The organism is Pseudomonas sp. R62, from assembly GCF_000257605.1.
GTDB lineage: Bacteria > Pseudomonadota > Gammaproteobacteria > Pseudomonadales > Pseudomonadaceae > Aquipseudomonas > Aquipseudomonas atacamensis.
On record NZ_AHZM01000953.1, the window covers coordinates 1 to 634 of the forward strand.

The 634-nt window shown below is 60.1% G+C and carries 1 protein-coding gene; it reads left to right on the top strand.

Annotation, left to right across the window (positions count from 1 at the left end; translation table 11 throughout):
• Nucleotides 1-634, top strand: a 634-nt coding sequence (locus OQK_RS01315; protein ID WP_038860345.1) for a VCBS domain-containing protein, incomplete at both ends; no start/stop codon positions are given.

Here is a 634-nt window from a genome sequence, read left to right on the forward strand (position 1 = left end):
CGACGGCCACCGGCACGCTGGACGTAAACATCGTCGACGACCTGCCGAAAGCCAACGATGACAGCAACGGCACTGCCACAGAAAGCCAACTGACCCTGACCGGCAACGTCCTGACCAACGACGTGCAAGGTGCCGACCGCGTACCTACCGGCCCGGTTACGCCGGGCACTTTCACTGGTACTTTCGGTACATTGGTTCTGAACGCCGACGGCACTTACACCTACACCCTGAATACCAGCGATGCTGATTTCAAAGCCTTGACCGGCGGTGGCAACGGAACCGAAACGTTCGCCTACACAATCACCGATGCCGACGGCGATAGCAGCAGCGCCAATTTGGTTCTGCAGATCCACAACAACGACGATCCAGTCACCATCGATGGCCTGAACGTCGCTGGCGGCGAGCTCACGGTTTACGAAAAAAACCTCAGCGACGGCAGCGCCCCGGACACTGGCGCGCTGACGCAAAACGGCACGTTCACCATCACTGCACTGGACGGCGTCACCACGCTGACTGTTGGTGGAATTGCCGTGGTGACCAATGGCGTCGCCGCAGGTTTCCCGCAATCGATCACCACGCCGCTGGGCAGCACGCTGACGATTACTGGTTTCAACGCTGGCACGGGCGTGGTCAG